At 67.7% G+C, this 24,005-nt stretch carries 20 protein-coding genes; 5 read left to right on the top strand and 15 right to left on the bottom strand.

All coding sequences use genetic code 11. From position 1 onward, the window contains the following. Positions 1 to 60: 60 nt before the first annotated feature. The 4 genes from ABLE91_RS16235 to dapA form a co-directional block, all read right to left on the bottom strand. Positions 61 to 1,038, bottom strand: a complete 978-nt coding sequence (locus ABLE91_RS16235) for an NADPH:quinone reductase (RefSeq protein WP_348932297.1) — start codon at positions 1,036 to 1,038, stop codon at positions 61 to 63. A gap of 113 nt (positions 1,039 to 1,151) precedes the next feature. Beyond that, entirely contained in the window at positions 1,152 to 1,475 is a 324-nt protein-coding gene (locus tag ABLE91_RS16240) for a hypothetical protein (RefSeq protein WP_348932299.1), read from the bottom strand. A gap of 139 nt (positions 1,476 to 1,614) precedes the next feature. Further along, the gene (smpB, locus tag ABLE91_RS16245) at positions 1,615 to 2,094 is read right to left on the bottom strand and encodes an SsrA-binding protein SmpB (RefSeq protein WP_348932301.1); all 480 of its coding nucleotides are present in this window, start codon (positions 2,092 to 2,094) and stop codon (positions 1,615 to 1,617) included. A gap of 34 nt (positions 2,095 to 2,128) precedes the next feature. Continuing rightward, positions 2,129 to 3,028, bottom strand: a complete 900-nt coding sequence (gene dapA, locus ABLE91_RS16250) for a 4-hydroxy-tetrahydrodipicolinate synthase (protein ID WP_348932998.1) — start codon at positions 3,026 to 3,028, stop codon at positions 2,129 to 2,131. Positions 3,029 to 3,385: 357 nt separating this feature from the next. Here dapA and ABLE91_RS16255 point away from each other — a divergent pair, with 357 nt between their 5' ends. Beyond that, positions 3,386 to 5,584: a transglycosylase SLT domain-containing protein gene (locus tag ABLE91_RS16255; protein ID WP_348932303.1), complete on the top strand. Its 2,199-nt coding sequence runs from the start codon at positions 3,386 to 3,388 to the stop codon at positions 5,582 to 5,584. Between the two features lie 106 nt (positions 5,585 to 5,690). On the opposite strand, the gene ABLE91_RS16260 is transcribed toward ABLE91_RS16255, so the two are convergent. Then, complete coding sequence (locus ABLE91_RS16260; protein WP_348932304.1) at positions 5,691 to 6,296, bottom strand: cysteine hydrolase family protein; 606 nt, start codon at positions 6,294 to 6,296, stop codon at positions 5,691 to 5,693. A 221-nt stretch (positions 6,297 to 6,517) separates the two neighbouring features. Between ABLE91_RS16260 and ABLE91_RS16265 the strand changes: the two genes are divergently transcribed. Then, entirely contained in the window at positions 6,518 to 7,774 is a 1,257-nt protein-coding gene (locus ABLE91_RS16265; protein ID WP_348932307.1) for a multidrug effflux MFS transporter, read from the top strand. A 28-nt stretch (positions 7,775 to 7,802) separates the two neighbouring features. Here ABLE91_RS16265 and ABLE91_RS16270 read toward each other — a convergent pair whose 3' ends face one another. From ABLE91_RS16270 to gor, 3 genes are all read right to left on the bottom strand, one after another. Then, a complete protein-coding gene (locus ABLE91_RS16270) occupies positions 7,803 to 8,504 on the bottom strand; it encodes a DUF1345 domain-containing protein (RefSeq protein WP_348932309.1) in 702 nt (233 codons plus the stop codon). Between the two features lie 101 nt (positions 8,505 to 8,605). Further along, positions 8,606 to 8,896: a hypothetical protein gene (locus ABLE91_RS16275; protein WP_348932311.1), complete on the bottom strand. Its 291-nt coding sequence runs from the start codon at positions 8,894 to 8,896 to the stop codon at positions 8,606 to 8,608. A 78-nt stretch (positions 8,897 to 8,974) separates the two neighbouring features. Continuing rightward, entirely contained in the window at positions 8,975 to 10,336 is a 1,362-nt protein-coding gene (gene gor, locus ABLE91_RS16280; RefSeq protein WP_348932313.1) for a glutathione-disulfide reductase, read from the bottom strand. Positions 10,337 to 10,561: 225 nt separating this feature from the next. Between gor and ABLE91_RS16285 the strand changes: the two genes are divergently transcribed. After that, entirely contained in the window at positions 10,562 to 12,667 is a 2,106-nt protein-coding gene (locus ABLE91_RS16285) for a glycosyltransferase family 2 protein (RefSeq protein WP_348932315.1), read from the top strand. A 155-nt stretch (positions 12,668 to 12,822) separates the two neighbouring features. Here ABLE91_RS16285 and ABLE91_RS16290 read toward each other — a convergent pair whose 3' ends face one another. From ABLE91_RS16290 to ABLE91_RS16300, 3 genes are all read right to left on the bottom strand, one after another. After that, a complete protein-coding gene (locus ABLE91_RS16290; RefSeq protein WP_348932316.1) occupies positions 12,823 to 13,353 on the bottom strand; it encodes a DUF2059 domain-containing protein in 531 nt (176 codons plus the stop codon). A 55-nt stretch (positions 13,354 to 13,408) separates the two neighbouring features. Further along, the gene (gene rpiA / locus ABLE91_RS16295; protein ID WP_348932318.1) at positions 13,409 to 14,113 is read right to left on the bottom strand and encodes a ribose-5-phosphate isomerase RpiA; all 705 of its coding nucleotides are present in this window, start codon (positions 14,111 to 14,113) and stop codon (positions 13,409 to 13,411) included. Between the two features lie 89 nt (positions 14,114 to 14,202). Further along, complete coding sequence (locus ABLE91_RS16300) at positions 14,203 to 14,637, bottom strand: hypothetical protein (protein WP_348932319.1); 435 nt, start codon at positions 14,635 to 14,637, stop codon at positions 14,203 to 14,205. A gap of 131 nt (positions 14,638 to 14,768) precedes the next feature. Between ABLE91_RS16300 and gph the strand changes: the two genes are divergently transcribed. Beyond that, positions 14,769 to 15,455 (top strand): phosphoglycolate phosphatase, encoded by a 687-nt coding sequence (gph, locus tag ABLE91_RS16305; protein ID WP_348932321.1) that lies wholly within the window; start codon positions 14,769 to 14,771, stop codon positions 15,453 to 15,455. Positions 15,456 to 15,578: 123 nt separating this feature from the next. After that, positions 15,579 to 16,643 (top strand): sensor histidine kinase, encoded by a 1,065-nt coding sequence (locus tag ABLE91_RS16310; RefSeq protein ID WP_348932323.1) that lies wholly within the window; start codon positions 15,579 to 15,581, stop codon positions 16,641 to 16,643. Here the strand turns inward: ABLE91_RS16310 and cobT are convergent. The 4 genes from cobT to murJ form a co-directional block, all read right to left on the bottom strand. Continuing rightward, the gene (cobT, locus tag ABLE91_RS16315) at positions 16,629 to 17,654 is read right to left on the bottom strand and encodes a nicotinate-nucleotide--dimethylbenzimidazole phosphoribosyltransferase (RefSeq protein WP_348932325.1); all 1,026 of its coding nucleotides are present in this window, start codon (positions 17,652 to 17,654) and stop codon (positions 16,629 to 16,631) included. The two genes, ABLE91_RS16310 and cobT, sit on opposite strands and share 15 nt — an antisense overlap. A 168-nt stretch (positions 17,655 to 17,822) precedes the next feature. Next, complete coding sequence (locus ABLE91_RS16320; protein WP_348932327.1) at positions 17,823 to 21,029, bottom strand: efflux RND transporter permease subunit; 3,207 nt, start codon at positions 21,027 to 21,029, stop codon at positions 17,823 to 17,825. Positions 21,030 to 21,042: 13 nt separating this feature from the next. Beyond that, positions 21,043 to 22,239, bottom strand: a complete 1,197-nt coding sequence (locus ABLE91_RS16325) for an efflux RND transporter periplasmic adaptor subunit (RefSeq protein WP_348932328.1) — start codon at positions 22,237 to 22,239, stop codon at positions 21,043 to 21,045. A gap of 137 nt (positions 22,240 to 22,376) precedes the next feature. Further along, positions 22,377 to 23,939 carry a murein biosynthesis integral membrane protein MurJ gene (gene murJ, locus ABLE91_RS16330; protein WP_348932330.1) on the bottom strand — a complete coding sequence of 521 codons (1,563 nt, stop codon included), beginning with the start codon at positions 23,937 to 23,939 and terminating at the stop codon, positions 22,377 to 22,379. Positions 23,940 to 24,005 lie beyond the last annotated feature (66 nt).

Genomic DNA, 24,005 nt, shown 5'->3' on the forward strand with positions numbered 1-24,005 from the left:
TCTGGGAATAACTGTCCGGCTAAGTCTGCCCATAAGCGGACCTGTCCGCAATCCGTCCCCTCACCCGATCTCCAGCACGATATTGCCGGTGACCTTGCCCTCTTCGATCAGTTCGTGGGCCTCGGCGATGTCGGCGAGCGGCATGCGGCGGGCGATGGTGTGGGTGAGCGCGCCGGCCTCCAGAAGCTGGTTGATTTCGGCGAGGCCGGCGGCGCGGTCGGCGGCCGTGAGCTCGTAGATGAAAAGGAAGATAAGCCTGGTGTTGTTCGCCATCAGCGCGAGGCTGGGCAGCGTGCTCTCGTTGGCCGACATGCCGTAGACGGCGCAGGTGGCGTGAGGCTTCAGAATCCTGGGGTAGTAAGAAACGTTGCGGGTGAGATCCATCTCCACCACAGCGTCCACGCCCTCGGGCACAAGGGCCCGCACCCGCTCGCCCACATCCTCCGTGCGATAATTGATCACCGCGTCCGCGCCAGCCGCCAGAGCGTGGGCGGCCTTCGCATCGCTGCTCACCGTGGTCAGCACCTGCGCGCCGCGGCGCTTGGCGAGCTGGATGGCATAATGGCCCACCGAACCGGCCCCGCCGGCAATCAGTATCGTCTCGCCCGGCTTCGGGTCCGCCGTGCGGATCGCCTGGAGGGCGGTGAAGACCGGAATGCCGAGGCAGGCGCCCACCTCGAAATCCACCGCTTCCGGCAGCTGGACGGCCTGGGCGGAGGGCAAGGTGATGTATTCCGCGGCCGTGCCGAAGGCCCGCTTCCACTGGCCGTTCCAGGTCCAGACGCGCTCGCCGAGGCGGGCGGGCGAAACGCCGGGACCGATGGCATCGATCACGCCCGCGCCGTCGCTGTGGGGGATCACGAGATCTGCGGGCATGGGCCGGTAGCCGCCTTTGCGCGCCTTCCAGTCGGACGGGTTCGCGCCGCTGACCGAAAGATGCACGCGCACCTCTCCCGGCCCGGGCTGCGGCGTCGGCAGCTCGCCGACCTTCAGCACCTCTCTGGCAGGCCCCTGGCTGGTGTAGAAAGCCGCGCGCATGATCCCCCCCCCTTTTCAGGCGGTGCATCATTCACGGGCGACCCCGCCTCGGCAAGGCGGACAGCAAAAGGCCGCAGCGGATGCACCGCTGCGGCCACTCGCGACACATGACGTCAGTTGCAGGACTGCTGCTTCACCGTGGTGGAATCGCCCATGCCGTTCTCGCGATGGACGGTGCGGGACGAGCAATTGACGGACCCGGTTGTGTCGGGATCGCCGCGACGGTCGATGATCACACGCTCACGGTCCGGTCCTGTGGCCGCATCGCCTGCAGTGGCGCCGACACCGGCCCCTACCGCAGCGCCCACGGGACCGCCGACGGCCGCTCCGGCGGCGGCACCAGCCGCGCCGCCGGCAATTGCACCGTCATCGCCAGCGTATACCGAGGTCCCGGCGAGCAACGCCGCAACGGCAATAGCAAATCCAAACTTCCTCATGGTCGAATCTCCATGCTGTTCGACCATGAGAACGGGATGAGGACCTTCGTGTTCCGCCAAATATAGTAGAATGATGGCCGGAACTTAAAGCCGCAATTCTTCCAGGAGCACGTTTACTGCAAAGGCAGCGCTGAATTCCTCAGCCCCGCTCGCGCATCAGCCGGGCCTTGTCGCGACCCCAGTCGCGCTCCTTGACAGCCTCGCGCTTGTCGTGGGCCTTCCGGCCCTTGGCGAGGGCGAGCTCCACCTTGGCGCGGCCCTGCTCGTTGAAATAGATCTTGAGCGCCACCACGGTCATGCCCTCGCGCTCCACCGCATTGGCCAGCTTGTTGATCTGGCGCTTGTGCAGCAGGAGCTTCCGCGGGCGGCGCGTCTCGTGGTTGAAGCGGTTGGCTTCCAGATATTCCGGGATGAAGGCGTTGTAGAGCCACATCTCGCCGGCCTTGGCGGCGGCATAGCTTTCGCCAACCGTCGCCTTGCCGCTGCGCAGGCTCTTCACCTCGGTCCCGGTCAGCGTGATCCCCGCTTCGAAGATCTCGCCGATGTCATAGTCGAACCGCGCCCGCCGGTTGTCGGCGACCACCTTGCGGGGCAGTTCCTTTTTCTTTTTCTCGGTCATGTCTCACCCGCGGGGCAACGCGCCCCCGCGTGCCTCAGTTGATCAATCCCGCATGCACCATGGCCCGCTTCACCACGGCGCGCGTGGTGTCGGAGACGGGCACCATGGGCAGGCGCACGTCCTCGACCATCTTGCCGAGGGTCGCGAGGGCGAACTTCGTCGGCGCAGGATTGGTTTCCAGGAACAGCGACGTGTGCAGCGGCATCAGCAGATCCTGTATCGCCAGTGCCGCCTTGTAGTCACCCGCAAGGCAGGCGGTCTGGAACTCCGAGCACAGGCGCGGGGCGACGTTCGCGGCCACCGAGATGCAGCCCTGCCCGCCATGAGCGTTGAAGCCCAGAGCGGTCGCGTCCTCGCCGGAGAGCTGGATGAAGTCCGGCCCCAGCGCCTGCCTCTGGAGCGAGACGCGGGCGAGGTTGGCGGTGGCATCCTTCACGCCGGCGATGTTCTCCAGCTCATAGAGCCGGGACATGGTCTCCACCGACATGTCGATCACCGAGCGGCTCGGGATGTTGTAGATGAAGATCGGCAGCCCGATGGCATCGTTCACCGCCTTAAAGTGCTGGAAGAGCCCTTCCTGGGTCGGCTTGTTGTAATAGGGCGTCACGATCAGCACCGCGTCCGCGCCCACCTTCTCGGCGTGCCTGGAGAAGGCCACCGCATCCACCGTGCTGTTGGAGCCGGCGCCGGCGATGACCGGCACGCGGCCCTTCGCCTGGTCCACGCACCACTCGATCACCTGCTCATGCTCGGCATGGGTCAGCGTGGGGCTTTCCCCGGTGGTGCCGACGGGCACGAGGCCGTGGGTGCCTTCGGCGATCTGCCATTCCACGAGGTCGCGGAAGGCTTTCTCGTCCAGCGCGCCGTCGCGAAAAGGTGTGACGAGTGCGGTAAAGGAACCGCGGAAGCGCTCCACGGACGAGGGGGTGGACATGGCCTGTGCCTTGTTCTGATTCACGATGTGCCCCAGGGCAATGCGCCCCGGCGGACCGCATCAGATAAACTGTTGCGGCCCCCTCGGGAAGGGCGCACCTTTCAAAGATAGGAAGCTGGCCCTGTTTTCGCCCGTTTTGGATGTTCACGGTCGAGGGAGCGGGATTGCGGAACAAACGCAAGGCCACGCTTGAGTTGGGGGCGCGGGGCGCCTGCCAAAATCTAGTAGAGACACGTCGCGCGACAGATGCAGCCGCCCGAGCCGCGCATCGCTGTTTCGACGAGGCTTTAGGGTTTCGTCAATCGCGATCGCGGACAAATAGCAGCGAACCAGCTTCCACTGGCGTGAGGATCCGGAATGCCGTCTGCCACCAGCCTGATTTCCCGCACTGCTTTGGCGATCGCCCTCGCCTGCGCCGTGCCGGCAATGGCCGCGTCCGATCCTCAGGACAGCAAGACGAAATCCACGACGCCGGCGCCCAAGCCCACGTCGAAGCCCACAGCCAGCACCTCTGACAAGAAGAGCGACGGCAAGAAGGCCGATGCCAAGAAGACTGACGCGAAGAAGCCCGACAGCAAGGCGGCCGCCAAATCCACGGCAAAGCCCTCCTCCAAGGCGACCGCCTCCAAGGGCCCGGCGCCGACGCTGGCCGCCACATCAGGCCCGGCGCTCACCGGCGACATGTCCACCCTGCGCAATGCCGTCACCCTCGCGAAGAATGCCCGGGGCTCGGAGGCGCTCGCCGCCGCCGAAGGGCTGGACGACCCGGTGGCGCGCTCGCTGGTGACGTGGCTGGTGATCCGCAACGCCGCCAACGATCTCGGCTTCGACGGCATTGTCGGCTTCATGCGCGACAAGCCGGGCTGGCCCACCCAGAACACCCTGCGCCGGAAGGCCGAGGCGGTCCTCTTCGCCGAGAAGCGCTCGCCCTCGGTGGTGCGGGCCTATTTCGGCGACCAGGCGCCCCTCACCGGCCCGGGCAAGATCGCCCTCGCCCGCGCCTTTGCCGCGTCCGGCGACCGCGAGATGACCGCAGCGCTGGTGCGCGACGCGTGGCGCAGCGATGATCTCTCGGAAAGCTCCGAGCAGACGGTGATGAGCGAATTCGGCACGCTGCTCTCGCGCGCCGACCACAAGGCGCGCGCCGACAAGTTCAGCTACAAGCCGGACACCGAGCGCGCCATGCGCGCCGCTGCCCGCGCGGGCTCGGACATCGTCGCCCTCACCAAGGCGCGCCTCGCCATCGCCCGCAAGGATGCCGACGGCGCGAAGCTCCTGGCGGACGTGCCCATGACGCTCGCCAACGACCCGGCCTATCTGTTTGCGAAATCTCAGCTCGCCCGCCGCGCCGACCGCACGCAGGAAGCCGCCCAGGCGCTGCTCGCCGCCTCCGACAAGGCGTCCGCCCAGGTGGACACGGACGAATGGTGGATCGAGCGCCGCCTCGTCGCTCGCGAGCTGCTGGACGAGGGCGATGCGCGCACCGCCTACAAGGTCGCCGCCGACGCCGCGACGCCCTCAGCCGACAATTACCGGGCGGAATCCCACTTCACCGCCGGCTGGATCGCGTTGCGCTTCCTGAAGGATCCGCGCACCGCCGCCGCCCATTTCGCCCATATCGCGGACGAGCAGACCAACCCCATCACCTTGTCGCGCGCCGGCTACTGGCAGGGCCGCGCGGCGGAGGCCATGGGCGACACCGGCACGGCGCGGGCGCGCTATGAGAATGCGGCCCGCTATTCCACCACCTATTACGGCCAGCTTGCCCGCACCCGCCTCGGCCTCGCGCCGGTGGCACTGCGGCACGCGCCGGAGACCTCGGGCTCCCGCTCCACCTTCGACCGCATCGAGGCGGTGCGCGCCATCAAGCTGCTCTATGCCATCGGCGACCGCGACACGCCCATGACCATCTATTACGACCTCGCCTGGCGCATGGAGGACAGCTCGCATTTGGCCCTCCTCGCCCAGCTCGCCGAGGCCAACAATGACGCGCGCGGCGCGCTCGTGGTGGGCAAGGAGAGCGTGTTCGAGGGCCACCCGCTCGACGCTCAGGCCTTCCCCACCTTCGGCCTCCCCTCCTACACCGCCATCGGCAATCCGGTGGACAAGGCCATGATCTATGCGGTGGCGCGGCAGGAGAGCCAGTTCAACCCGCGCACCCTCTCCAGCGCCAAGGCCATGGGCCTGATGCAGGTGACGCCGGCGGCGGGCCGCGAGGTCTCCAAGCAGACCGGCGCGCCCTATAATGAAGCCCGCCTCATGAGCGACCAGTCCTACAACGTGCAGTTCGGCGCGGCCGAGCTGGGCGAGCTGGTGGAGAATTACGGCGGCAACCCCGTTTTGGTCTTCGCCGCCTACAATGCGGGGCGCGGCAGCGTGCGCAAATGGTTCGAGCGCTACGGCGACCCGCGGGACAAGGATGTAGACCCGGTGGACTGGGTGGAGTGCATCCCCTTCTCCGAGACGCGCAATTACGTGCAGCGCGTGATGGAGAACTACATGGTCTATCAGGTGCGCTTCGGCATCAGCCGCCCGCAGCCCGTGGCGGCGCGCTGAGATTCACGGCCCCAAGAGACAGTCATCCCCGGACTTGATCCGGGGATCTCTCGCTGCTTCGGGAGATGCCCGGGTCAAGCCCGGGCATGACGGCCATTTTTTCGGACTACTCCGCCCACGCCTCCAGAAGCTCCTCCGACATCACCGTCTCCACCTGGGACGAGAAGCGCTCGCGGAACAGGGTGATGAGGAAATCGTGCCCCTGGTCGGATGACGAGCACACCCCGTCCGACACCACGATCACCCGCAGGCCGAGATCGATGGCCGCCATCACCGATGAGAGGACGCACACGTCCGTCTCCGCTCCCGTCACGATCACGCAGCCCGCCCTGAGCCCGCGCAGCGCCGGCAGAAGGTCCGGCGCCGTGAAGGCGGAATAGCCGAGCTTGTCCAGCGTGGGGGCCGGCGGAGAGAGCGCAGCCAGCTCCGGCATGAGGCCGATGAGGGCTGGATCGACAATCTCCCGCGTCGCCTCCCGCCAGCGCTCGTAGTAGATCCGCCACATGCCCGGCATGTCCTCCGGCCGCTCCGGCGGCACGAAGCGGGTGAAGATGGTGCGCGCCGCATGGCGCTCGGCGATGCGCCGCACCACTGGCAGCACGCGCGGCATCCAGGGCGTCGGCCATGGGCCCTCGGGAGAGAACAGGCGCTGCATGTCCACGCACAGATGCACCGCATGGCGCGGCACGCCGTGCGTCAGTCCCGAACCCATGAGCAGCCTCTTGCGTTTCCTTTTTGCCGGCAACGTCCGTGTGAAGCACCCGTTCCCATGGAGGGGAGGAAAAGCGGAGCGCTCGCGAAGACATGCGCCAGACCCGCATAAGTCGAAGCGAGAATTGCAGAAAACAGCCTTCAAATCGTCAAGGCCGGGGTCTAGAAGACACCCATGTTCACGGCCCGCTGCCTTGCGCGGGCATTCTTCGAGCTTCCATGATGAATGTTCATAGACGGCCTGGGGAGGCGGAGACCGCCGCGCCGGGCTTCGCCGAATTCGTTGCCATCGTCGCCCTCATGATGGGGATCACGGCGTTCTCCATCGACAATCTGCTGCCGGCCTTCGGGCCCATCCGCGCGCATTTCTCGGTGGTCGAGGCCAACGACCTCCAGCTTCTCATCACGGCCTACATGGTCGGCTTCGGCGTCATGCAGATCGTGTTCGGCACCATTTCCGACGTGATCGGGCGCAAGAAGGCGCTGATGGCGGGGCTCGTCATCTATGCGGTGGGCTGCCTCATGGCCATGATGGCGGACAGCTTCACCACCCTCCTGATCGCGCGGGGGATCCAAGGGCTTGGCTCGGCCGCCGGCCGCGTGCTCTCCATCGCCATCGTGCGCGACCGCTTCCAGGGGCGGGAGATGGCCCGCGTCATGTCCTTCTGCATGATGGTGTTCCTCATCATCCCCGTGATCGCCCCAAGCATCGGCAGCGGCATCCTGCAGGTCGGGGAATGGCACATGATCTTCGGCGCCATGCTGACGCTGTGCCTGATCCTGGCGGTCTGGTTCGGCCTGCGCATGCCGGAGACGCTCCATCCGGAATACCGCGTGCCCTTCTCGGTGAAGGCGATCCTCGCCGGCGTGAGGCGCACTGTCTCCAACCGGCGTACCTTCGGCTATTCCAGCGCCATGGGCCTCATGATGGGGTGCCTCATGGCCTATATCGCCATGTGCCAGCAGATCTTCGAAGACGGCGTCTACCATCTCGGCCTGCTGTTTCCCCTCGCCTTTGCCGCCATTGCCGGTGTGATGGGGGTGGCCTCCTTCATCAATGCCAAGCTGGTGCGCAGCGTCGGCATGCGGCGGCTGTCGCATTTCGGCGTGTGCGGCTTCACTCTGCTGGGCCTTGCCCAGGTGGTGGCCGCGTTGGCCTTTGACGGGCCGCCGCCCGTCATCCTCTATTGCGCGCTGCTGGCATTGGCGCAGGCGCTGTTCGCGCTCACCGTTCCGAACTTCAATTCCATCGCCATGGAGCCTTTGGGGGCGGTGGCGGGCACCGCCTCGTCCTTCATCGGCTTCTACACGACGCTGCTGGGCGCGGCGCTGGGGATGATCGTCGGCCGCTCGTTTGATGGAACGGTGCTGCCGCTGGGGCTCGGCTATTTCCTGCTCGGGGCGGCGGCGGTGGTGCTGGTGCTCTGGGCGGAAGGGGGCCGCCTGTTCGGGACCCAGAACGAGGGCGCGGGGCATTGAGCCCCGCCCCATCGCGGCCCTGCGAGGATCACACGGCGTCGTCGAGGATGCTAACGACGAGACCGATGATCATGATGACGTAGAAGAACGAAAAGATCGCGTGCAGCGTCGTCAATCGCCGCAAGCTGTGGCCATTGATCGTCACGTCCGATGTTGCGTAACACATGGCGACGGTGAACGAGAAATACATGAAGTCCCAGAAATCGGGCACCGGACGCGATGGAAAATCCAGGCGACGGACCCCTCTTTCCCCCGCCGCGGGATCGTCATCGTCATAGTGCAGGCACATATATTCCAGGCAGAAGAAGATCTGCATCAGCGTCCAGCTGAGGAACAAGGCGAGCAGCGAAGCGGTCAGGTGGACGAACTCCAGCCAGCCGTTGGTGTCCTTCAGGCTGATCTGAAGGGCTGGAACCGCAAGCAGGCTGATCAAGGACATGAGAACCGCCAGGACCAGCATCTGCCGCCCGATCGACTCCCTCTGGCGGGAAAGCTCCGCCGCCTCCTCGGGCGAGGCCATGTTGGCCATGCAGAAGAACAGCGCCACATAGGTCAGCGCCGCCACATCGAACGTGGCGACGATCTGAAGCGGCAAAGGCAGGGTCAGCGTGGCGAGCGCCGTGCCAGCCCCCGCCACCAACGCCGCAAGGATGCGGCCGTGGCGGCGCGCGATCCACGGCACCGTTATGTGGACAGGCGCGGGCACAGCTGTTGCGACCTTGGCGTCCATCACGGCCGCCCCCGCTTGCCTGCAGCCGCGAAGCCGCACGCCAGGGCCGAGCCCTGGTTGAAGGTTCTAAGAGACATCCGTCGCCCCCGCGCGGCTGTGCACTACAGGCCGAGTTCCTTGACGCAGCCGGTGACCGCCTTGGACAGGCGCATGGAGGCCGCGCCGTCCTCCGTGGTCTGGCGCAGCGTGCAGGCGTCGAGATTCTCGAACGCCGTCTCGTTCTTCATGGACTTGCCGGTGAAGGCTTCCAGCGTCGCGCGCCGGTCGGAGGCGATGAGCGCCTGGTACTTCATCAGCGACCCGGCCTTGTCCTGTGCAGGAAGGATGGGGTCGGCACTGGCGGTGGAGAACGAGAGAATGAGGCCGGCGAGAACCAGGAGCAGGGTCGGCACGGATGCCTCCGGAGGCAGGGAGAAGAACGGCTAAGTTGCCGCTCCTCTCCCTGCCGGAATCCCCCAAAAAATCAAGTGCTACGCGGCCTTTTCGCGCAGGGTGACAAGTTCCTCGGCGGAAGTGGGATGCACCGCGACCGTACGGTCGAAATCCGCCTTGGTGGCCCCCATGCCCACCGCGACGGCGGCGAGCTGGATCATCTCACCCGCATCCGGTCCGACGATGTGGACACCGAGCACCTTCTCGCTGCCCTGCTCCACCACGAGCTTCATGAACATTCGCGACTGCCGGCCCGAGAGCGTCGCTTTCAGGGGGCGAAACGAGGTCTTGTAGATGTCGAGCGCCCGGCCCTGCTTGCGGGCGGCGGCCTCCGTGAGGCCCACCGTGCCCACTTCGGGGTCCGAGAAGACCGCCGTGGCGACCAAGGCATGGTCCACCGTCCAGGGCTTTCCGCCGAACAGGCTGTCGGCCACCGCATGGCCCTCGCGGATGGCGATGGGGGTGAGGTTCACCCGATTGGTCACGTCGCCCACGGCATAGATGGACGGCACGCTGGTCTGCGAGGTCGCATCCACCTTGACGGCGCCCACGTCGTCCAGCGCGACGCCGGCCGCCTCGAGCCCCATGTCGCGGGTATTGGGGATGCGGCCGATGGCCAGCATCACCTCGTCCACCTCCAGCTCGGTTCCGTCCGAGAGGTGCACCTTCTTGCCGCCTGCCGTCTTCTCAATGGAGGAGAGCGTGCGCCCGCACAGCATGCGGATGCCGGAATGCTCCATCTCGGTGGCGAGGTGCGAGCGCACCTCGTCGTCGAAGCCGCGCAGGATCACGTCCGCCCGCTGCACCAGCGACACCTCGCAGCCGAGCGCCCGGAACATGCAGGCGAACTCTACCGCGATATAGCCCCCGCCCTGCACCAGGATGCGCTTGGGCAGCGTCTTCAGGTGGAACGCATCATTGGAGGTGATGGCGAGCTCGCAGCCGGGAATGGCCGGCCCCAGGGCCGGGTGCGCGCCGGTGGCCACCAGGACATGGCGGGCCTTCACCACCTCGCCGGTGGCGAGGATGCGCACAGCCTCCGGCCCGTCCAGGACGGCGCGGGAATTGACGATCTCGGCGCCCGCCGCCTGCGCATTGGCGCGGTAGATGGATTCCAGCCGGGCGATCTCCCGGTCCTTGTTGGCGATCAGTGTCGGCCAGTCGAACGTGGCGCCCTCCACGTTCCAGCCGAATCCGGCCATATCCTCCAGATCGTGGGCGAAGCGCGCCGCATAGACGAACAGCTTCTTCGGCACGCAGCCGCGGATCACGCAGGTGCCCCCGACCCGGTACTCCTCCGCCATCATCACCTTGGCGCCATGGCGCGCGGCAATGCGCGCCGCCCGCACGCCCGCCGAACCGCCGCCGATCACGAACAGGTCCACCTCGGTTCCGGACATGGAAGGGCCTCATCCATTTGCAGGTCGCACACGTTCAAGCCCCAGCCGGGGGCTGCGTCAAGCGGCCGGAGGCACCGGGCGCGTGGCGCGCTTGCGGGATGCAGCCCGGAATGCTTCAACCCCCAAATGGCCAAAGGCACCCGGACCGATACGCCGTCACCTGCGCAGGGACCTCCCCGCGAGATCTCCCCTCTGTGGCTGCGCACGCGTCCGCAGGCGGACGGGATGCGCCGGTTCACGCTGCCTTTGCCCTTGAAGCTGCGGCTTCTTTCCGGCGGATACGTCTTCGCGCTCGAGCTTGCGAAAGAGGATGCCTCCGGCGACATCTCGGAGGCCTGGGGACCGGGCGATGCCGTGAGCCTTCAATTCATGGAGAGCTGCGGCAAGGTCATCGGCCGGACCGAGATCATCGGCCCCCTGACGGCGGTGTTCATTCCGCGTGGCACCGCCGTGATCGCGGCCCGCGCCGCGCCCGGATTGCGGATCGGCGTGTTCCCGCGGAGCAAGGTGGGGCTAAAGCTCCACGCCTTCCTGCGCGGCTCGTTTCCGCGCCAGCCGGTCCACAAGCGCTGGAGCACGGCGGCGGCGGGAGCGCGCAACCTCAGAGGCATCCATGCGACCCTGCTGGAGGGCTCGAGCGCCCGGAAGCAGGAGCAGGCGGTCCGCTACCGGCGCTACCGCGCCTCCTACGTGGAAGACTTCGCCACTGTCGTGCCCCCGCGACCGGATCTGAGGCTCACCTTCCTCAGCGTGCTCGACGGCGAGGTTGAAGACGCCGCCGCGCGCTTGGCCGCCCTGAATGCACAGACCGATCCGGACTGGACCTGGATCGCCGCCCTGCCGCCGGAGGCGCCCGCCGCCCTCGCCGCCTGGGCGCGGGCCAATCTCGCAGGCGGTGCGCGTACCTATCTCATCGAGCCCGGGACCAGCGGGGCGGAAGCCCTCAATGCGGCTCTGGCCATGGTGGATGACGGCCTCGTCGCCTATCTGCCGCGGGCCGGCCGGCCGATGCGGGATGCGGTGGCGATGATTCGCGCCGCCTTCAACGCCCATCCCGACTGCCGCGTCACCTATACGGACGAGGAGCGGCTGGATGGTGAGGGCACACCCGTTTCCGGCCTCTTCAAGCCCGCCTTCAACCGCCACCTGCTGCGGGCCGGCGACTATCTCGGCAACATCGTCACCTTGCGCGCGGATTTCCTGAAGGACCTCGGCGGCCTGCGGCCGTCCTTTGCCGCTGCCGCCCGCTACGACCTGCTGCTGCGGGCGCTGGAGACCCTGCCTTCCACCGCGGTACGCCACATTCCCCGCATCGCCTTCAGCGCCCGTGAGACCGGGCGCGAGCCGGGCACGGCGCCGGCCCCGGAACAGGCGGCGCGCGCCCTCCAGGAGGCCCTCGGCACGCCGGTGGAGGTCCTTGTCGACGGCCGGCTGCTCCCGCGCGTGAGCGTGCCGGAGCCTGCCCCCTTGGTCTCCATCGTCATTCCCACCCGCGACCGGGCCGACCTGATGGGAATGGCGCTCCGCTCGCTCATCGCCCACACGCGCTATCGCAATTTCGAAATCGTCATCGTCGACAACGGCTCGGTCGAGCCCGCGACCTTCGCTTTGTTCGAGGAGACCAAGGCCGCCTGGCCGGAGACGGTGGTGGTGCGGGACGACGGCTCCTTCAACTATCCCCGCATCTGCAATGGCGGGGTTGCGGCCTCAAAGGGCTCCATCATCTGCCTCCTCAACAACGATATCGAGGTGGTGGACGGCGATTGGCTGGAAGAGATGGTGGCGCTGGTGATGCAGCCGCGCACGGGCATCGTGGGGGCGAAGCTGCTCTTTCCGGACCGCACCGCGCAGCATGTGGGCGTGATCGTCGGGCTGTTCCGCTATGCCGCGCACTGGTTCTCGCACGCGGCGGCCGATGCGCCCGGCCCCTTCGGCCGCCTCATCTGCCGCACCAATGTCAGCGCCGTCACCGGCGCCTGCCTCATGATCCGGCGCAATTGCTGGGACACGATCGGCCCGCTGGATGCCGAACGCTTCGCCGAGGACTGCAACGATATCGATCTCTGCCTCAGGGCGCGCAGGGCCGGGTTCGAAGTGGTCTGGACCCCCTTCGCATGCCTACTGCACCACGAATCCGCCTCGCGCGGCCGGCGCCGCACCAAGGCGCACCGCAACCGGCTGAAGGAACAGCGCAAACGCATGGAGGACCTGTGGGGCACCCGAGACATGGTGGACCCGCACTATAATCCCAACCTCTCCCGCACCAGCCTCCACGCCGCGCTCGCGACGGCACCTGAAGGGCCAAGGGATTCGCGCACCGACGAGGTGTGAGAGGGTCGGGCACGCAACTCGCCATGGCCGGACTTGGCTCGGCCATCTACGGGGCGTCGCTACGTACATGCTGACGGATAGTCATAGATGCCCGGGTCAAGCCCGGGCATGACGGTTATCCTTCCGCAGGCGCGACGATCCGCGCCCGCCTTACATCACAGGTCGTAGCCGCGCTTCTTCATCTCGGCGCGGACGCGCTCCATGGCCTCGGCGTTGATCTTGACGCCCCACTGCTGGATGCTCTGCACCGCCTGCTGGACGATGGCGGGACGGTCGCTGACCAGCTTCTGGCCCACCGGCGACTTGAAGAAGGCCAGCGCCTGCTTCAGCTCGTCCTCGGTGAAATGGTTGGCATAAGCGAGGGCGAGCATGTCCACGATCTCGCTCTGGCGCTTCTCGAATTCCGGCCGGAGTGCGACGGCGACGTCGCGAAGCTGCGGCGCGAGGTCGGGATTGGTCTGAACGAACGCGAGGGCGGCACCGTCCACGAGGTTCTGCATCACGCCGACGAAGGAGTTCGCCTCGCCATTGACCTGCACCAGCTCCCGCGCAACCTGCATCTCGCTGGCGCTGGGCGGGGGCGACATAGCGGGGGCGACCGGTGGCTGCTGGGCGGCGGCAGGGCCGAGCGCAAGCGTGAGGAACAGGGCCCCAAATCCGAGGCGGCTGGCAATCGTGCGGCGCATGGCGTTCTCCGTTTAGGAAGGTTCTAGTTCGGGAAGATGCGTCTGGGAAGCCGTGTCAGCCGGCACGCTCCAGGATCCGGATGCCGCCCGTCCCCGCCAGCACCACGCGCCGGGCAAAGCCCAGGAACAGGCCGTGCTCCACCACGCCCACCACCCCGTCGAGGGCGGCCGCCAGGCGGGCCGGATCGGGGATGCGCCCGAGGCGGGCATCCAGGATGACATTGCCCTGGTCGGTGCGGAACGGGGCGCCGGAGGCGTCGCGGCGCAGGTCCAGCGCGCCGGAACAGCCCGCCGAGGCAATGGCCGCCTCAAGGCGCGGCAACAAAGCCGGAATGCCAAAATCCACCACCTCGATGGGCAAGGGGAAGTGCCCCAGCATTTCCACATGCTTGGTGGCGTCGGCGATGACGATCATCTCTTTCGCCGCGCTCGCCACCAGCTTCTCGCGCAGCAGCGCCCCGCCGCCACCCTTCACCAGAGCAAGGTTCGGCCCCACCTCGTCCGCGCCGTCGATGCACAAATCGAGCGTGGGAACCTCGTCGAGCGTCGCAAGCGGCACGCCGAGGGCGAGCGCCTGATCGCGGGTGCGCTCGGAGGTGGGAACGCCCACCACCTTGAGGCCACCCGCCACCCGCTCGGCCAGAAGGTCCACGAAATGCTTGGCCGTGGAGCCGGTGCCGAGGCCGAGGCGCATGCCGTCGGTGACGAATTCGAGTGCACGCGCGGCAGCTTGGCGTTTCAGGGCTTCGGCGTCGGCCATGGTATCCCGCGCTTAGGAGAGGAACTCTGGAAGGTGCTAGCGCCCTTCACGGTGCGCGGCAAGGCGCGCAGTGAAGGGCGCGCGGCGGGTTACTTCGAGGGCGGGGTGCAGAGCACCTTCGGCTCATTGCCGCCGCCGGTCTTGGGCATGTCGCGCACATAGCACACGCTCATTTCGCCGGTGGTGGCATTCACGCGGAAGATGCCCGTCTCCCCGCCATACTGGGTCGCCACCAGGGAATAATTGCCATTGGCCTGGGTGCCGGCGCCTTCGCCGCGCGTGAAGCAGCGGGTGATGCCCACCTGGGACGCATCCGGCCGCTCGAACTGGCAGGCGGACACCTCGCCGGTCTGCCGGTTGACGGAATAGACCCGGTTGGCCTGCGCAGAGGGCGGCGCCTCGAACATGTAGGCGCCGTTCGATACAGTCTGCGCCGAAGCGGGCGCGATCGAAGCGAGGGCGCACAGGCCGGCGACGAAGCAGGCGGGCAGCGCATGCCGCACAAGGCCATAACGAGACACCATGGACATCCCCTCCTCCAAACCCTTGCGTTGCAAAACAGGCTGGACAGCAAAAGCGGCTGGATTGTAGGCAATCCGGCACGGGACATATACCGCGAACACGCGGCACTTTTATCGCGAAAAGGAACATGCCGATGCCCGCGTCCCCACTCGTGATCGCCTTCGACCTCGACGGCACCCTGGTGGACAGCGCACCGGACCTCCTCGACACGCTCGACCTTATCCTGAAGGAGAACGGCGTCGCCCCGGTGGACCGGCAGGAGACCCGCAACATGATCGGCGGCGGGGCGCGCCTGCTGCTGGTGCGGGCGCTGGAACGGGCCGGGGTGGAGACGTCGCCGGCCGAGATGGATGCCCTGACGCGGCGCTTCGTCGACCATTATGCCGCACACATCGCCGACGCCTCCCGGCCCTTTCCCGGCCTGCTGCGGGCGCTGGACCGGCTGGAGGCACGTGGCATGTCGCTCGCCGTCTGCACCAACAAGACCGAGCGCCTTGCGCGGCTGCTGCTGGACAAGCTCGATCTCACCCGCCGATTCGCCGTCATCACGGGGGCGGACACCTATGCGCACCCCAAGCCCAATCCCCTCCCCCTCCTCTCCACCATCGCGGCCTGCGGGGGCGCCGTGCCGCACGCGGTGATGGTGGGCGACAGCGCCACCGACATCGCCACCGCCAAGGCGGCGGGCGTGCCCTCCATCGCCGTCACCTTCGGTTATACGGAGACCCCTGCCGAGCAGCTCGGTGCCGACCGCGTGATCGCCCATTTCGACGCTCTGGAGGAGGCCGTGGACGGGCTCATCGCGGCCATGGCGGCCTAGGGAAATTGAGTCTGTGCGCGGGTTTGCACCGTTAACCTTTCGCTAACCCTATTGGCGCAGGAGTCCATGTCGAACCTCTAGCGGCGAGACTCACTCGCCGCCGGGGCGCGGAATATGAGGGCCATGAAGCACCCCCTCCACTCTGGCGCACCCGGTGCCCTGCCCGCTTCGTCGGCGGCACCGCGCGAGAGGGGATTCCGGCTCCGCCACCTGCGTATCGGCGGCGCCGCGGCGCTGGTGGCGTCCCTGGTTCTCGGCGTTTCCGCTGCCCTCCTCTCCTCTCTGCCGCTGGGCATTGCCGCCGGGCTCGCCGGCGGGGCCGGCGTGGGCATGCTCGCCTTGCTTCCCCTTTTCAGCCGGATGCGGCGTGAGGCGGATGCGGCGGAGGCCGAGGCGCGGGCCGCACGGGCGGCCATCGCCCGCCTGAAGGCGGAGAGCGCGGCCAAGTCGCGCTTCCTGGCTGAGATGAGCCACGAGCTGCGCACCCCGCTCAATGCGGTGATCGGCTTCTCCGAGATGATGGCGCACGAGGTGTTCGGCCCTCACGCGGTCGCCACCTATGGCGATTATGCCCGCGACATCCACGCCTCGGGCCGCCACCTGCTGGCGCTTGCCGACGACATTCTCGACCTCGCCCGCATCGAGACCGGGCACCGGGCGCTGCTGGAAACCGCCGTGCCGCTTTCGGATCTCGCGCAGGATTGCGCGCACATGATGCGGCTGGCAGCGGCGGCGCGGTCCATCACTTTGACGTGCAATGCCGCGCCGGCCGCGCCCCGCCTGTGGGCCGACGAGCGCGCGCTGCGCCAGATGGCGCTCAACCTCCTCGCCAATGCGGTGAAGTTCACGCCCAAGGGCGGCGAGGTGCGGCTTACGGTGGGCGCCGATTCGCAAGGCGCCCCTTTCCTTGCTGTCGAGGATACCGGGCCGGGACTGGGCGAGGCCGAACTGCCCCTCGATCTGTCCGCGCGGCACCGGGAGAGCACCCTCGACCCCACCACGGGGCGCGGTGCCGGGCTTGGCCTCACCATCGTGCGCGGCCTTGCGGAGCTGCACGGCGCGCACCTGATGCTGGCGACGCGCATGGGCGGCGGCACGCGGGCGTCCGTGGTGTTTCCTGCGACGCGCCTGCTGGCGCCTGCGGAACAGCGCGTGGCGGCGCCAGACGAAGCGTCAGCCCGCGCCTGAAACGCCGGCCTCCGCGAAGGTCGCCATGCCCTTGTGGCAGGCCACCGCCGCCTTCACGACGCCGATGGCGAGCCCGCCGCCGGAACCTTCCCCGAGCCGCATGCCGAGATCCAGGAGCGGATTGAGCCCGAGCTTTTCCAGGAGCCGCCCATGCGCCTGCTCGGCGGAGACGTGGCCGGCGAGGCAATGGTCGAGCGCGGATGGATCGAGTGCGTGCAGCACCGCGGCGGCGGCGGTCACCACATAGCCGTCGAGGATCACCGGCACCTTTTCGTGCCGTGCCGAGAGGATGGCGCCGGCAATAGCCGCAAGCTCCCGTCCGCCGAGGCGCCGCAGCACTTCCAGCGGGTCGGACAGCCCCTCCTTGTGGAAGAACACCGCCTCGCGCACCGCGGCCACCTTGCGCGCCATCACATCGCCCGTGGCGCCCGTGCCGGCGCCCACCCAGTCCTCGGCTGCGCCACCATAAAGCCCATGGCAGACGGCGGCGGCCACCGTGGTGTTGCCGATGCCCATCTCGCCCAGCACCAGAACGTCCGCGCCGCCGGCAATGGCCTGCATGCCGAACGCCATGGTGGCGGCGCAGGCGCGCTCGTCGAGGGCCGCCTCGCATGTGATGTCGCCGGTGGGGATGTCGAGAGCGAGGTCGAACACGCGCAGCCCGGCATCGAAGGCGGCACAGATCTGGTTGATGGCGGCCTTGCCCGCGGTGAAGGCGGCGAGCATCTCCTTCGTCACCGAGGCGGGATAGGGCGAGACGCCCCGCGCGCTCACCCCATGGGTGCCGGCGAACACCGCCACCATGGGCCGGTCGATGGTGGGCATGGCCTTGCCCTGCCAGGCGGCGAGGTGGACCGCGATGTCCTCCAGCCGCCCGAGAGCGCCCGGCGGCTTCAGAAGCTGCCCCTGCCGCTCCTGCGCCGCCTCCCGCGCGGCCACATCGGGGCCGGGCATGGTGGAGATCAGGTGGCGGATGTCGTCGAAGGGAAGGCCGGTGGCGGTGGGCTGCATGGGGGTCTCAGACAAGGATGATGCTTGGAACGGCGGAATGGGAACCGCCCCGCCCTGAATAGACGTCATGGCCGGGCTTGTCCCGGCCATCCACGACCATCCTCCAGGTGCCGACCTCGCGGAGCCCCGTGGATGCCCGGGACAAGCCCGGGCATGACGGTTCTTGCGTTACTCCGCCGGCGCCGGGTGGTTGCCCGGTGGGGTGTGGTCGTCGTCGGCCGCCGCCGCCTCGCGCCGCGCCCTCCGGTTCTCGCTGAAGGAGGCGATCCAGCGCGCGAACACATAGAAGACCGGGGTGAAGATCAGGCCGAAGATCGTCACGCCGATCATGCCGGAGAACACCGCCGTGCCGAGGGACTGGCGCAGCTCGGCGCCCGCGCCGATGGCCCAGACCAGCGGCACGACGCCGAGGATGAAGGCGAGCGAGGTCATGACGATGGGACGCAGCCGCAGCCGTGCCGCCTCCACCGCCGCAGCCTGCCGCCCCTGCCCCTGGTCTTCCAGCTGCTTGGCGAACTCCACGATGAGGATGGCGTTCTTGGCCGCGAGGCCTATGAGCACGATGAATCCCACCTGGGTCAGGATGTTGTTGTCCTGACCTCGCAATATCACGCCGATGAGCGCCGCCACGAGGCACATGGGCACGATGAGGATGACCGCCAAAGGCAAGGTCAGGCTCTCATACTGTGCCGCCAGCACCAGGAACACGAACACCACGCCCAGCGCGAACGCGAAGACGGCGGTGTTGCCGGCCCGCTGCTGCTGGTAGGCGAGCGCGGTCCATTCATAGGCGAAGCCCTGGGGCAGGATGCGGGAGGCGAGCCCCTGCATGATCTGCATGGCCTGCCCCTGCGAGTAGCCGGGCGCCGGCGAGCCGTCGAGCTCGGCTGCGGGATAGAGGTTGTAGCGCGGCACGCGGTAGGGGCCGGTGAGGTCGCGGATGGTGGTGAACGAGCCGAGCGGCACCGTCCCCCCGTCCGCATTGCGCACGCGGATCTTCAGAAGGTCGCTCGGATCCATGCGGAACGCCGCATCCGCCTGCACCTGCACGCGGAAGGTGCGGGTGAAGAGGTTGAAGTCGTTCACATAGGTGGAGCCGATATAGGTCTGGAGCGCGCCGAACACATTGGCGATGTCCACCCGCAGGAGCTGCGCCTTGGCCCGGTCGATGTCGAGATACATCTGCGGGGTCGAGGTCTCGAACAGCGAGAACACCTGCATCAGGCCCGGCGTCTGCGCCGCCGCGCCCATCATGGCATAGACCGAGCTCTGGAGCGCGGCGTAGCCGGCGCCGGCGCGGTCCTCCACCATCATGCGGAAGCCGCCGGCATTGCCGATGCCCTGCACCGGCGGCGGCTGGACCACGATGAGCAGCGCCTCCTGGATGGAGGCGAGCTTAGCGAACAGCTTCGCCTGGACGGCCCCCGCCGTGCGCGCCGGGTCACCGCCGCGCTCGCTGAAGGGCTCCAGGATCACGAACATGGCGCCGGCGTTCGGCGCGTTGGTGAAGGTGGCGCCCGAGAAGCCGGCGATGTTGACGATGTGGCCGACGCCCGGCGTGCCGAGCACCTGGTCAGCCGCGCGCTGCATGACCTCTTCCGTGCGCTGCATGGAGGCGCCCGGCGGCAGCTGGGCGACAACGATGAGGTAGCCGCGGTCCTGCTGCGGGATGAAGCCTTGGGGCGTGGTGGTGAAGAGATAGCCGCCGAACGCCACGATGCCCGCATAGACGATGAGCATCAGGGCGACGATGCGCACCAGCCTGCCGGTGAGCCAGGCATAGCCATTGCCGAGCCCTTCGAAGCCGCGGTTGAAGATGCGGAAGAAGCCGGTGATGGGTCGGGCATACCACGGCACCTTGTGGCCCGTGCGGTGCGGCTTCAGGAGCAGCGCGCACATGGCGGGCGACAGGGTCAGCGAGACCAGCAGCGAGATGATGGTGGAGCCCGCGATGGTGAGCGCGAACTGCCGGTAGAACTGGCCGGAGATGCCGGTGATGAAGGCGCTCGGGATGAACACCGAGGCGAGCACGAGGGAGATGGCGACCAGCGCGCCGCCCACCTCGTCCATGGTCCTGTAGGCCGCATCGCGCGGCGACATGCCGGCCTCGATGTTGCGCTCCACGTTCTCCACCACGACGATGGCGTCGTCCACCACGATGCCGATGGCGAGCACCAGGCCGAAGAGCGAAAGGTTGTTCAGCGAGAAGCCGAACAGTGACATGAAGAAGAACGTGCCCACCAGCGAGATGGGGATCGCGACGATGGGAATGATCGCCGCCCGCCAGGTCTGGAGGAACAGGATCACCACGATCACCACCAGAACGATGGCTTCGAGGATGGTGTGGATCACCGCCTCCACCGACTGTTGGATGAATTCGGTGGGGTTGTAATAGATGGCGTACTTGACGCCCGGCGGCAGGTCCTTACCCAGTTCCTTCATGGCCGCGACCACGGCATTGCCGGTGGCGAGCGCGTTGGAGCCCGGACGCTGGAACACGCCGAGCGAGATGGACAGGTCCTTGTCGAGATAGGAGGTGGAGGAATAGTCCTGCGCCGAGATCTCGACCCGCGCCACGTCCTTCAGCCGGACGAGCGCGGTCTCCGTCTGCTTGATCACCACATTGCCGAACTGGGCCGGGTCCGAGAGGCGCCCGAGCGTGCGCACCGCCACCTGGAAGGCGCGCTGCTGGGGCACCGGAGGCTGGTTCAGCACGCCGGAGGCCACCTGCACGTTCTGCGCCTGGAGCGCGGTCAGCACGTCGCCGGCGGTGAGGTTCAGCTCCTGGAGGCGGGTCGGGTCGAGCCAGACCTGCATGGCATAGTCGCGGCCGCCGAACACGGTGATGGAGCCGACGCCGTCGATGCGCGAGAGCACATCCTTGATCTGGACGTTGGCGATGTTCGAGATGAACAGAGGGTCGCGCGAGCCGTCGGGCGAATAGAGGCTCACCACCAGCATCAAATCGGGCGAGCTCTTGGCCGTGATGACGCCGATCTGCTGCACCTCCTGCGGCAGGCGCGGCTGGGCGATGGCGACGCGGTTCTGGACCTGCACCTGGGCGATGTCGAGATCAGTGCCGAGGTCGAACGTCACCGAGATGGAGAAGCGGCCGTCCGCAGTGGAGTTGGAGGAGATGTAGAGCATCCCTTCCACGCCGTTGATCTGCTGCTCGATGGGCGCGACGACGGTGTCGGCCACCGTCTCGGCGCTGGCGCCGGGATACTGGCCGGTCACGTTGATCACCGGCGGGGCGATCTCGGGATACTGCGCCACGGGCAGGCGCAGATAGGAGATGGCGCCGAGGATCAGGATGACGATGGAGACCACCCAGGCGAAGATCGGGCGGTCGATGAAGAAATGGGAGAAGCGCATGATGCTGATCTCCTCACTTCACCGTGGTCGCGCCGGACCCTGCGCTGGCCTCTGCCGGGCCGGGCGCGGGTGCCGGAGGTTTCTCCTCCTGCGGTGTCACTTTCACGCCGGGCCGCACGCGCATGAGGCCGTTGACCACCACCACGTCGTCGGCTTTCAGCCCGGACTTGATCACCCGCCGGTCGCCGTCGAGCGGCCCCAGCACCACGGGGTGGATCTGGATCGCGTTCTCCGGCCCCACCACATAGACGAACTTCTGGAGCTGCTCGCTGCCGATGGCCGTATCCGGCACGGTCAGCGCCTGGTAGGGCGCGGAGGACGCAAGGCGCACGCGGCCGAACATGCCGGGCCGGAACAGGTCGCTCTTGTTGTCGAAGATGGCGCGGCCGCGAATGGTGCCGGTCTCGCGGTCCACCACGTTGTTGAGGAAGTCCATCTTGCCCTTGTTGGGCCAGCCCTTGTCGTCGATGAGCTTCAGCTCCACCGGCGCGCCGGAGACGTCGGCGCCCTGCATCAGGCGCTTGTAGCGCAGCAGCGAGGCCTCATCGAAGGTGAACTCGAAATAGATCGGGTCCTGGGAGACGATGACCGCGAGCAGCGTCGGCGAGGCGCCCGTGCCGCCGAGCACGTAATTGCCCACGGAAACGCGCCGGTCGCCGATGCGGCCGGTGACGGGGGCCCTGAGCTCCGTGAACTGGAGGTCGAGCTTGGCCTGCGCAACCGCGGCTTCCTGCGCCTGAACGGTGGCGGCGGCGGTGCGCTGGGTCTGGGTGCGCTGATCGAAGGCCTGCTTGGAGATCGCGTTGGACGTCTTGTCCTCGATCAGGGTGCGGGCGCGTTCCAGATCCGTGGTGGCGAAGTCGAGATTGGCCTTCGCAACGGTCAGGTTTGCCTGCGCCTGGTCGAGCGCGATCTTGTAGGGGCGCTGGTCGAGGGTGAAGAGAAGGTCGCCTTCCTTCACCATCTGGCCGTCCGTGAAGCTGATCTTCTCGAGGTAGCCGGAGATGCGCGCGTTCACGAACACGTGGTCGATGGCGACGAAGCGGCCGACATACTCGTCATAATCAGTGATGGTGCGGATCTGCGGCTTCGCGACCGTCACTGTCGGCGGCGGCGGGGCAGCCTGCTGCTGTTGCGGCTGTCCGCAAGCGGCGAGAAGGAAAGGCCCGAGCAACGCGAGGGCGACGGACAGGCGCGGGTTCACCAACATTCTTTTCGGCTCCGATCGGGCACCGCTGGCGCCACGAGGGGTGTCAGCGCGAAAATCGACGTCTCCCGCAACTGTCGAGCCGCTTCCGCTGCGGGTCGCATAGCACAGCTCTTCGCAATGCAAAATGCCCCCACCGATCAAATCGTTGGGGCTGCAGGAGGCTTGGGCGAGCGCCTGCGCAGCAAGGGCGCCAGAACGCTTCTTCCCAAAAGTGCCGCGACGGCAATCAAATACACAATGCCGCCGGCACCCACCACGAGGGCGAGGATGATCTCTTCTCGCCCGAAAGCCAAGTGCGCGGCAAGCGCGCGTGCCACCGGATCTGCAACCCATAGCGTCGCGGCAAGTGCCAGGGCGCATGCCAGAAGGCGCACGAGGCGGCCGGCGAGGAGGGAATCGCCCAAGGGCAGGCCCTTGCGATAGGCAAACAGAATGAGGAGCCCGAGATTGATCCAGCCGCCGATCGCCGTGGCGAGCGCGAGCCCCACCTGTGCCAGCGTGCCCATGAGGGCGAACTTCAGCGCCACATTCACCGCAACCGCCGAGAGCGAGGCGATCATGGGCGTTGTCGTGTCGCTGCGCGCATGGAAGGGGGCGATGAAGGCGCGCAGCACCACGAAGGCGAAAAGACCGATTCCATACGCCTGAAGGGTCGCCGCCGCTGCCGCGGCGTCCGCCGCCGTGAAGGCGCCGCGCGCGAACAAGGCGCGCATGGTGAGCTCGGGAATGAGCAGGGACGCCACCACGAAGGGGGCCGCCAGCAGCACCGCGAACTCCACCGCGCGCGCCTGCGCCTGCGCCGCGCCGGCATCATCCCCCGCCGCCAGCCGCCGCGACATTTCCGGCAGCAGCACGGTGCCGACCGCGATCCCCACCACGCCGATGGGAAGCTGGTTGATGCGGTCGGCATAATAGAGCGCGGAGAGCGCCCCGGCGGGCAGGAAGGTGGCGATAATGGTGTCCGCGAACAGCGCGATCTGGACCCCCGCCGAGCCGATGATGGCGGGGCCGAGGGCCTTCAGGAACCGCCGCGTCCCCGGATCGAGGCGCGGCCGGCCGAATCTGAGACCGATGCCGGAGCGCTCCGAATCCCACAGCAGCAGGATCACCTGCGCGACGCCGGAGATCAGCACGCCCCACGCCGCCGCGTGCCCTGCGGTGGGGAAGGCAGCGGCGCACAGCAGCGTGCCGATCATGCAGACATTGAGCAGAATGGGGGACGCCGCCGCCATGGCGAAGCGGTCGGAGGCGTTGAGGGCGCCGGAGATCAGCGTCGCCACCGAGATGAGCGCGAGATAGGGGAAGGTGATACGCGTGAGCGTCACCGCCAGGGCGAAGCGCTCGGGATCATCCGACAGGCCCGGGGCCAGAAGCCCGATGAATTGCGGCGTGAAGGCGAGCGCGAGGGCCAGCAGCACGCCGTGCACCAGCGCCATGGCGGTCAGGATCTCGTCCGCAAAGGCGCGCGCCGCCGGCACGCCGCCCTGCTCCTTCAGCCGCGCATAGGTGGGCACGAAGGCGGCATTGAAGGCGCCCTCGGCGAAGATGGCGCGGAAATGGTTGGGCAGGCGGAACGCGATGAGGAACGCATCCGCCACCGGCCCCGCGCCCAGCACGGCCGCCATCACCACGTCCCGCACGAAGCCGGCGAGGCGCGACAGCAGCGTCAGTCCACCGACGGAGAGAATGGAACGGAACATGGGCCTAGCGATTCGGAGCGTTGAGGCGAGGCTAGTGGGCGATGGCCGATGGCGCAAAGTGCGCGT

Source organism: Aquabacter albus (assembly GCF_040049275.1).
Taxonomy (GTDB): domain Bacteria; phylum Pseudomonadota; class Alphaproteobacteria; order Rhizobiales; family Xanthobacteraceae; genus Aquabacter.

What these genes read in the sequence shown, in the direction of transcription:
- ABLE91_RS16325 (WP_348932328.1), bottom strand. Translation starts at nt 22,239, where the DNA reads ATGTTGGTGAACCCGCGCCTGTCCGTCGCCCTCGCGTTGCTCGGGCCT.
- smpB (WP_348932301.1), bottom strand. Translation starts at nt 2,094, where the DNA reads ATGACCGAGAAAAAGAAAAAGGAACTGCCCCGCAAGGTGGTCGCCGAC.
- dapA (WP_348932998.1), bottom strand. Translation starts at nt 3,028, where the DNA reads ATGTCCACCCCCTCGTCCGTGGAGCGCTTCCGCGGTTCCTTTACCGCA.
- rpiA (WP_348932318.1), bottom strand. Translation starts at nt 14,113, where the DNA reads ATGGCCGACGCCGAAGCCCTGAAACGCCAAGCTGCCGCGCGTGCACTC.
- ABLE91_RS16255 (WP_348932303.1), top strand. Translation starts at nt 3,386, where the DNA reads ATGCCGTCTGCCACCAGCCTGATTTCCCGCACTGCTTTGGCGATCGCC.
- ABLE91_RS16290 (WP_348932316.1), bottom strand. Translation starts at nt 13,353, where the DNA reads ATGCGCCGCACGATTGCCAGCCGCCTCGGATTTGGGGCCCTGTTCCTC.
- ABLE91_RS16300 (WP_348932319.1), bottom strand. Translation starts at nt 14,637, where the DNA reads ATGGTGTCTCGTTATGGCCTTGTGCGGCATGCGCTGCCCGCCTGCTTC.
- ABLE91_RS16235 (WP_348932297.1), bottom strand. Translation starts at nt 1,038, where the DNA reads ATGCGCGCGGCTTTCTACACCAGCCAGGGGCCTGCCAGAGAGGTGCTG.
- cobT (WP_348932325.1), bottom strand. Translation starts at nt 17,654, where the DNA reads ATGCAGCCCACCGCCACCGGCCTTCCCTTCGACGACATCCGCCACCTG.
- ABLE91_RS16240 (WP_348932299.1), bottom strand. Translation starts at nt 1,475, where the DNA reads ATGAGGAAGTTTGGATTTGCTATTGCCGTTGCGGCGTTGCTCGCCGGG.
- gph (WP_348932321.1), top strand. Translation starts at nt 14,769, where the DNA reads ATGCCCGCGTCCCCACTCGTGATCGCCTTCGACCTCGACGGCACCCTG.
- murJ (WP_348932330.1), bottom strand. Translation starts at nt 23,939, where the DNA reads ATGTTCCGTTCCATTCTCTCCGTCGGTGGACTGACGCTGCTGTCGCGC.
- ABLE91_RS16260 (WP_348932304.1), bottom strand. Translation starts at nt 6,296, where the DNA reads ATGGGTTCGGGACTGACGCACGGCGTGCCGCGCCATGCGGTGCATCTG.
- ABLE91_RS16270 (WP_348932309.1), bottom strand. Translation starts at nt 8,504, where the DNA reads ATGGACGCCAAGGTCGCAACAGCTGTGCCCGCGCCTGTCCACATAACG.
- ABLE91_RS16285 (WP_348932315.1), top strand. Translation starts at nt 10,562, where the DNA reads ATGCGCCGGTTCACGCTGCCTTTGCCCTTGAAGCTGCGGCTTCTTTCC.
- ABLE91_RS16265 (WP_348932307.1), top strand. Translation starts at nt 6,518, where the DNA reads ATGAATGTTCATAGACGGCCTGGGGAGGCGGAGACCGCCGCGCCGGGC.
- gor (WP_348932313.1), bottom strand. Translation starts at nt 10,336, where the DNA reads ATGTCCGGAACCGAGGTGGACCTGTTCGTGATCGGCGGCGGTTCGGCG.
- ABLE91_RS16320 (WP_348932327.1), bottom strand. Translation starts at nt 21,029, where the DNA reads ATGCGCTTCTCCCATTTCTTCATCGACCGCCCGATCTTCGCCTGGGTG.
- ABLE91_RS16310 (WP_348932323.1), top strand. Translation starts at nt 15,579, where the DNA reads ATGAAGCACCCCCTCCACTCTGGCGCACCCGGTGCCCTGCCCGCTTCG.